Raw genomic sequence first — 6,078 nt, 5'->3', positions numbered from 1 at the left:
GGATTCAAGGCGGGATTGGGGGCGATCCAGTTGCCCAATGTGCTCCGGGTCCCGTGAGGGCGCGATGCTCTTGCCCACACTCCGTCATTGCGAGCGCAGCGAAGGAATCCAGGCTGCCGCTGCGGAGAGACTCTGGATTGCTTCGCTGCGCTCGCAATGACCGGGAAGGAGCGGTGCTCTATCTGCCCAGCCTTGTCCCTAGATCAATACGAAATCTTCGGCGGCAGCTTTTTCGCTTTTGCGATGATGTCGCCGACCGACTTCTCCGAGGGCAGGATGCGGAGCAGCTTTTTCTTTTCGTTGGCGTCCCGCATGCTCTGGGCGAGCCTTGCCGGATTTCGGTAGGCGAGCTCGCGCACGGTGGTGACGCCGGCGGCGCGGACCAGGCCGACCTTGGCCCGGCCCATGCCGGGGATGCGCATGTAATCGGAGACGTTGGCCCATTCCAGCAGCAACTGCTCGCTGATGCCGGTCTTGGCGGAGAGCGCCTTGCGGCCCTTCACGGTCGAGGCCGCCTCGAGCAGCGCGTCGGTGGTGCGGATACCCTGCGCCTTCAACTTGTTGGCGGCAAAGGCCGACAGGCCCTCAATCTCGGAGATCGGATATGTCATGATACTCGATGTGAAATGCGCAGGCGTCAGGCGAACTGGCTGAGGCCCGGGGTCCCCGCGATGATCTTGCCCATCTGATCCGCTCCGATTTTGTCTCGGCCGAAGCGAAAAAGTTCACGGGCGATGTTCTGAATCTCGGACATGCCAAGTCCGAGGCCCATCAGGCGCGTGCCCACCGCCATCAGGCCGCCGCCCATCAGCCGCGACAGTCCTCCGCCGCTGCGGGACGCCTCGATTGCCGCTTCTGCACCTGGGATCTGGTCGATCAGTACCTGGACGCTGTCGGAAGGACCCTCGTTGCGGAGGAAGCCCAGGATAATGCCGACGGTCTTTTCAGCGACAGCACTATCTATGCTGGCGTTTGTCGCCAGCCGCCCGATTAGCTCGTCCATATGGCCGCCCCTCAGCCGGTTCACATGCCGGAGTATTGCTTTCGAAAATGATCTTGAGCCGGTGCGATGTGAAATACAAGCGATGAACGCCATCAACGTTCCGATTCATTCTCGAACGCGCGAGAAGTGTTGCAGCGATGCAAGAGCGGAGATGAAATCGGCAAAGAAATGCCGCGATGCGAACGCGTCGTTCCTACTTTCGGCGGATGTCACCCGCATATTTCCGGCGATGTCGATGCCCGGACCGCGTTGAATGGTTTCAATCAGCGCACGACATGCGTTAAACTACGGAACTGGTGCATTCGAGTTTCGATATGCGAAACACGGCAGAGAGATCAGGGAATAATGACCGCACAGGACAGCAAGCTCGGCGATACCGACGACAAGATCTTCGTCGGTAAAGGAAACGAGCAGGCATGGCTGACGCTGGCGTTCGCCAATCGCCACGGCCTCGTCACGGGTGCAACCGGAACCGGCAAGACGGTCTCGCTGCAAGTCATGGCGGAAGGATTTGCGCGCGCCGGTGTTCCGGTGTTCGCGGCCGACATCAAGGGCGACCTCTCCGGCATCTCCGAGGTTGGCGTGCCCGCGGACTTCATCGTCAAGCGCGCCACCGAGATGGGGCTGACGTTCCAGCCCGACCAGTTCTCGACGGTGTTCTGGGACGTCTTCGGCGAGCAGGGCCACCCGGTGCGGGCGACCGTCACGGAAATGGGCCCGCTGCTGCTCGCACGTATGCTCGACCTGAACGACGTGCAGGAAGGCGTGCTCAACGTCGCCTTCCGCGTCGCCGACGACAATGGGCTGACGCTGATCGACATGAAGGATCTGCGCGCGCTGCTCGATGCCATCGTGCCCGATGCCGGCAAGAAGGGGGCGGATGCCGAGGAGAGTCCGCTTGCCGAGATCAAGAAGGCGGCGCAGGGTTTTGGCAACGTCACCAAGGCCACGGTCGGCACCATCCAGCGCCAGCTCCTGGTGCTGGAGAACCAGGGCGCCACCAAATTCTTCGGCGAGCCGGCGCTGACGCTGAAAGACTTCATGAAGACTGACCGTGACGGCCGCGGCATGGTCAACATCCTCGTCGCCGACAAGCTGCTGCAGAGCCCACGGCTTTACGCGACATTCCTGCTGTGGATGCTGTCGGAGCTGTTCGAGGAGCTGCCCGAGGCCGGTGATCTGCCCAAGCCGAAGCTGGTCTTCTTTTTCGACGAGGCGCATCTGTTGTTCAACGACGCGCCCAAGGCGCTGATGGACAAGATCGAGCAGGTGGTGCGCCTGATCCGCTCGAAAGGTGTCGGCGTTTATTTCGTGACGCAAAACCCGGTCGACGTACCCGATCGTGTGCTCGGACAATTGGGCAACCGGGTGCAGCACGCGTTGCGCGCCTTCACCCCGCGCGACCAGAAGGCGGTCGCCGCCGCGGCCCAGACCTTCCGGCCCAACCCGAAGCTCGACACTGCCAAGGTGATCATGGAGCTCGGCAAGGGCGAGGCGCTGGTGTCCTTTCTCGAAGGCAACGGCACGCCGGCGATGGTCGAGCGGGTGATGATCCGGCCGCCGTCGGCCCGGATCGGACCGATCACGCCGGAGGAGCGCAAGGCGATCATGGATGCAAGCCCGGTGAAGGGCAAATACGACACCGCCGTTGATGCAGAGTCCGCCTACGAGATGATCCAGAAGCGCATTGCCGGCACGGTTGCCACTGCGGATGCTTCGGCGGGCGGTGGAGGCGGCGGCATCCTCGGCCAGATCGGCTCTATGGTCGGCACCATCTTCGGCACCAACGTCAAGCGCGGCCGCCTCTCCACGGGCCAGGTCATCGCGCGTGACATGACCCGATCGGTCACCAATCAGGTGATCGGGGGGATGGCCGCCAACATCGGCAAGTCGGTCGCCGGCCAGCTTGGCGGCTCGATCGGCCGCACGCTGGTCCGCGGCGCGCTCGGTGGCTTGCTGCGCAGGTAGGCAGTCAAGCTAGATTTGAGGCACTAAAGCCTCCACGGCATCGTGGCCGGGCTTGTCCCGCCTGCGCGGCCGAAGCCGCTTCGGCGCGGCGAAGGCCCGGCCATCCACGCCTCACTTGCAGTTCGAAGAAAGTGGATGCCCGGGGACAAGCCCGGGCATGACGAGATTCCGCGGGCGTTGAGATGCGATTGCCCACACGCCGGGCGAAGCTGAACACCACAAATTCAGGTGATCAGGACTCTCCAAGCGTCCGTCGGTCTGCTAGGTGCTATGGCCCCTGACTGGACCACACCGTGACCTCACCTGAATCTTTAGTCCGACCCGGCGCATTCCGAAGCCTGTCGCTACGTGCGCCGCTCGACCTGCTCTTCCTGCTCTGCTGCTTCATCCTGGCTGCCGACGTCCTTGGTCCCGAGATCTTCGGTCACGGCAAGACCAAGGACTACGGCCTGTGGTACTGGGCCGGGCAGCAAGTCTTGAAGGGTGGGCCGCTCTATCCCGGCGACATCCGTGAGTACTTCGAGTTCATCTACCCACCGCTGCCGGCGATCCTGCTGGCGATCCCGAGCTGGTTCGGCAAGATCGCGCTCTACAGCGTGCTGTCGATCCTGAATATTGCGGCGTGGTGGTACACCGGGATGCTCTCCAATGCCATGACCGGTTCGGGCCGCAGGCCCGGCCCCTGGCTGGAGGCGCTGCCCGCTCTCGTCACCGTGACTTTCGTGTTCGACATGTTCGATCTTGGCCAGCCGAACCTCGTCCTGCTGGCGATGATGCTCTACGGCTTCTGGAGCTTGCAGCATCAGCGCTCCTGGCTCGCAGGCTTCATGTTCGCGCTCGCCACCGCCATCAAGGTGTTTCCCATTGCGGTGCTGCCCTATCTGGTATGGCGGCGAAACTGGGGAGCCGCCGTCGCGACAGTCGCCTTCACCGGCATACTTCTCTATGTCGTGCCGGGCCCCATTCGCGGCTTCGAGCGCAATGCCGCCGAGGTCAAGACCTGGTATCAGGGCATGGTCGGGTCGAGTTCGGAAAAAGGATTTGGCCAGCGCGACGAGCAGAACTGGTCGTGGGTGAACCAGTCACTCATTGCTGTCACGCATCGGCTGGTCCGGCCAATCAACTACAATCAGGAGGACCCCAGCAAGCCGCCGCGCACAATGAATGTCATCGACGTCGATTACAGGACGGCGAACTGGATCGTGCTGGCGCTGTCGGCGTTGCTCGGCCTAGGCTTCGTCGCGGTCATGCCACGGCAAGCGCGGCGTACGGCGCGCTCGGACGCCGAGGAGCTCGGCATCCTGTTCTGCCTGATGACGGTGGCGTCGCCCCTGGCGCGGCAATACTACTTCATGTGGCTGTTCTTCCCGATGACGGTGCTGATGCATCGTGCCGCCTTCGACGAGCGGGCCAACGTGCGCTTGGGAACCTGGCTCGCCCTTGGCGCCGCCGGCATCCTCATGCTGCTGGCGCTGCCGTGGTTTCCCAACGTCTTTCAGGCCTGGGGCAATAACCTCGTCGCCACGGCGATCCTCGCAGCTAGTCTCGCATGGCACATCCGGCATCCGCCGGTTGCGGCTGGCCCCGACGCCGCGGCAGCGCTAAAAGCCGATAGTTCTTGAGAAGACATCTTGAGCCCCGACGTCTTGGGATTCGAACGCAGGGAATACGACCAATGGCAAATGCGCAGCTTCAATCCGTGCTCGACCACATCGACAAGGAGTTCGACAACAGCCTGGAGCGCCTGTTCTCGCTGTTGCAGATCAAGTCGATCTCCGCTGATCCGGCCTTCGCGGCCGATTGCAAGGCAGCGGCCGAGCATCTTGCCAGGGACATCGCGAGCCTCGGCGTTGCGACTGAAGTGAGGTCGACCGCCGGCCATCCCGCGGTCGTCGGCAAGAGCGTCGCGGGCGGCCGGCCGCATGTGCTGTTCTACGGCCACTATGATGTGCAGCCGGTCGATCCGCTCGAGCTCTGGCACCGTCCGCCGTTCGAGCCCGTTGTGACCGACCATGCCGACGGCCGTAAGATCATCGTGGCGCGCGGCGCCGAGGACGACAAGGGCCAGGTCATGACCTTCGTCGAGGCCTGCCGCGCCTGGAAGAAGGTGACGGGATCGCTGCCGATCGACGTCACGTTCCTGATCGAAGGCGAGGAAGAAGTCGGCTCGAAGAACTTCGTGCCCTTCATCGAAGCCAACAAGGACGAGTTTAAGGCTGACTATGTCCTGGTCTGCGACACCGGCATGTGGGACCGCGACACGCCGGCGATCACGACCTCGCTGCGCGGCCTGCTCTACGAGGAGCTCAAGATCACCGCGGCCAATCGCGACCTGCATTCCGGCGTGTTCGGCGGCAGCGCGATGAACCCGATCCGGGTGCTGACCAAGATTCTCGGCGGGCTGTTCGACGATGACAACCGTATCACCATCCCCGGCTTCTATGACGGGGTGAAGGATACGCCGCCGGACATTCTCGCGCAGTGGAAGAAGCTCGACTTCACGCCGGACACGTTCCTCAAGCCTGTTGGGCTATCGATACCGGCCGGCGAGAAGGGCAGGCTCCTCGTCGAGCAGGCTTCCACGCGTCCGACCTGTGATGTCAACGGCATCTGGGGCGGTTATATCGGTGAGGGCTCGAAGACGGTGATCCCGTCGCACGCATCGGCCAAGGTGTCATTCCGATTGGTCGAAGGGCAGGATCCGCAAAAGATCCGCAAGGCGTTCCGTGCGTACGTGACGGCGCGCATTCCGGGAGACTGCAAGGTCGAGTTCGGCGACCACTCTGCCGGGCCTGCGATTGCGCTCGACTGGAACATGAAGCCGCTCGCCGCGGCCAAGACCGCGCTGACCGAGGAATGGAGCAAGGAGACCGTGCTGATGGGATCGGGCGCCTCGATCCCGATCGTTGCGGACTTCAAGCGTACGCTGGGGCTCGACTCGCTGCTCGTCGGTTTCGGCCTCGACGACGACAACATCCACTCGCCGAACGAGAAGTACGACCTCCGCAGCTTCCAGAAAGGCATCCGTTCCTGGGCGCGCATCCTCGCGGCGCTGGCCGAGGTGAAGTGACTGCGTAGGGTGGGTTAGCCCCGCGGCTGCGCGAAGC

At 63.2% G+C, this 6,078-nt stretch carries 5 protein-coding genes; 3 read left to right on the top strand and 2 right to left on the bottom strand.

Annotation, left to right across the window (positions count from 1 at the left end; translation table 11 throughout):
* Positions 1–203: 203 nt before the first annotated feature.
* Together GWG67_RS03745 and GWG67_RS03740 are read right to left on the bottom strand one after the other, a co-directional pair.
* Positions 204–611, bottom strand: coding sequence for a DUF4332 domain-containing protein (locus GWG67_RS03745; RefSeq protein ID WP_007608193.1), 408 nt, complete (start codon positions 609–611; stop codon positions 204–206).
* 26 nt (positions 612–637) lie between these two features.
* Positions 638–1,003 (bottom strand): DUF2267 domain-containing protein, encoded by a 366-nt coding sequence (locus GWG67_RS03740; protein WP_247399217.1) that lies wholly within the window; start codon positions 1,001–1,003, stop codon positions 638–640.
* A 345-nt stretch (positions 1,004–1,348) separates the two neighbouring features.
* Between GWG67_RS03740 and GWG67_RS03735 the strand changes: the two genes are divergently transcribed.
* The 3 genes from GWG67_RS03735 (at position 1,349) to GWG67_RS03725 (ending at position 6,041) form a co-directional block, all read left to right on the top strand.
* Positions 1,349–2,971, top strand: coding sequence for a helicase HerA-like domain-containing protein (locus GWG67_RS03735; RefSeq protein ID WP_275167788.1), 1,623 nt, complete (start codon positions 1,349–1,351; stop codon positions 2,969–2,971).
* Between the two features lie 293 nt (positions 2,972–3,264).
* Positions 3,265–4,593 (top strand): glycosyltransferase family 87 protein, encoded by a 1,329-nt coding sequence (locus GWG67_RS03730; RefSeq protein ID WP_275167787.1) that lies wholly within the window; start codon positions 3,265–3,267, stop codon positions 4,591–4,593.
* Between the two features lie 53 nt (positions 4,594–4,646).
* Positions 4,647–6,041 (top strand): M20/M25/M40 family metallo-hydrolase, encoded by a 1,395-nt coding sequence (locus tag GWG67_RS03725; protein ID WP_275167786.1) that lies wholly within the window; start codon positions 4,647–4,649, stop codon positions 6,039–6,041.
* Positions 6,042–6,078: the final 37 nt, after the last annotated feature.

This window comes from Bradyrhizobium sp. CSS354 (assembly GCF_029051725.1).
Lineage (GTDB): Bacteria > Pseudomonadota > Alphaproteobacteria > Rhizobiales > Xanthobacteraceae > Bradyrhizobium.
This window is presented reverse-complemented; position numbering and strand designations above follow the sequence as displayed.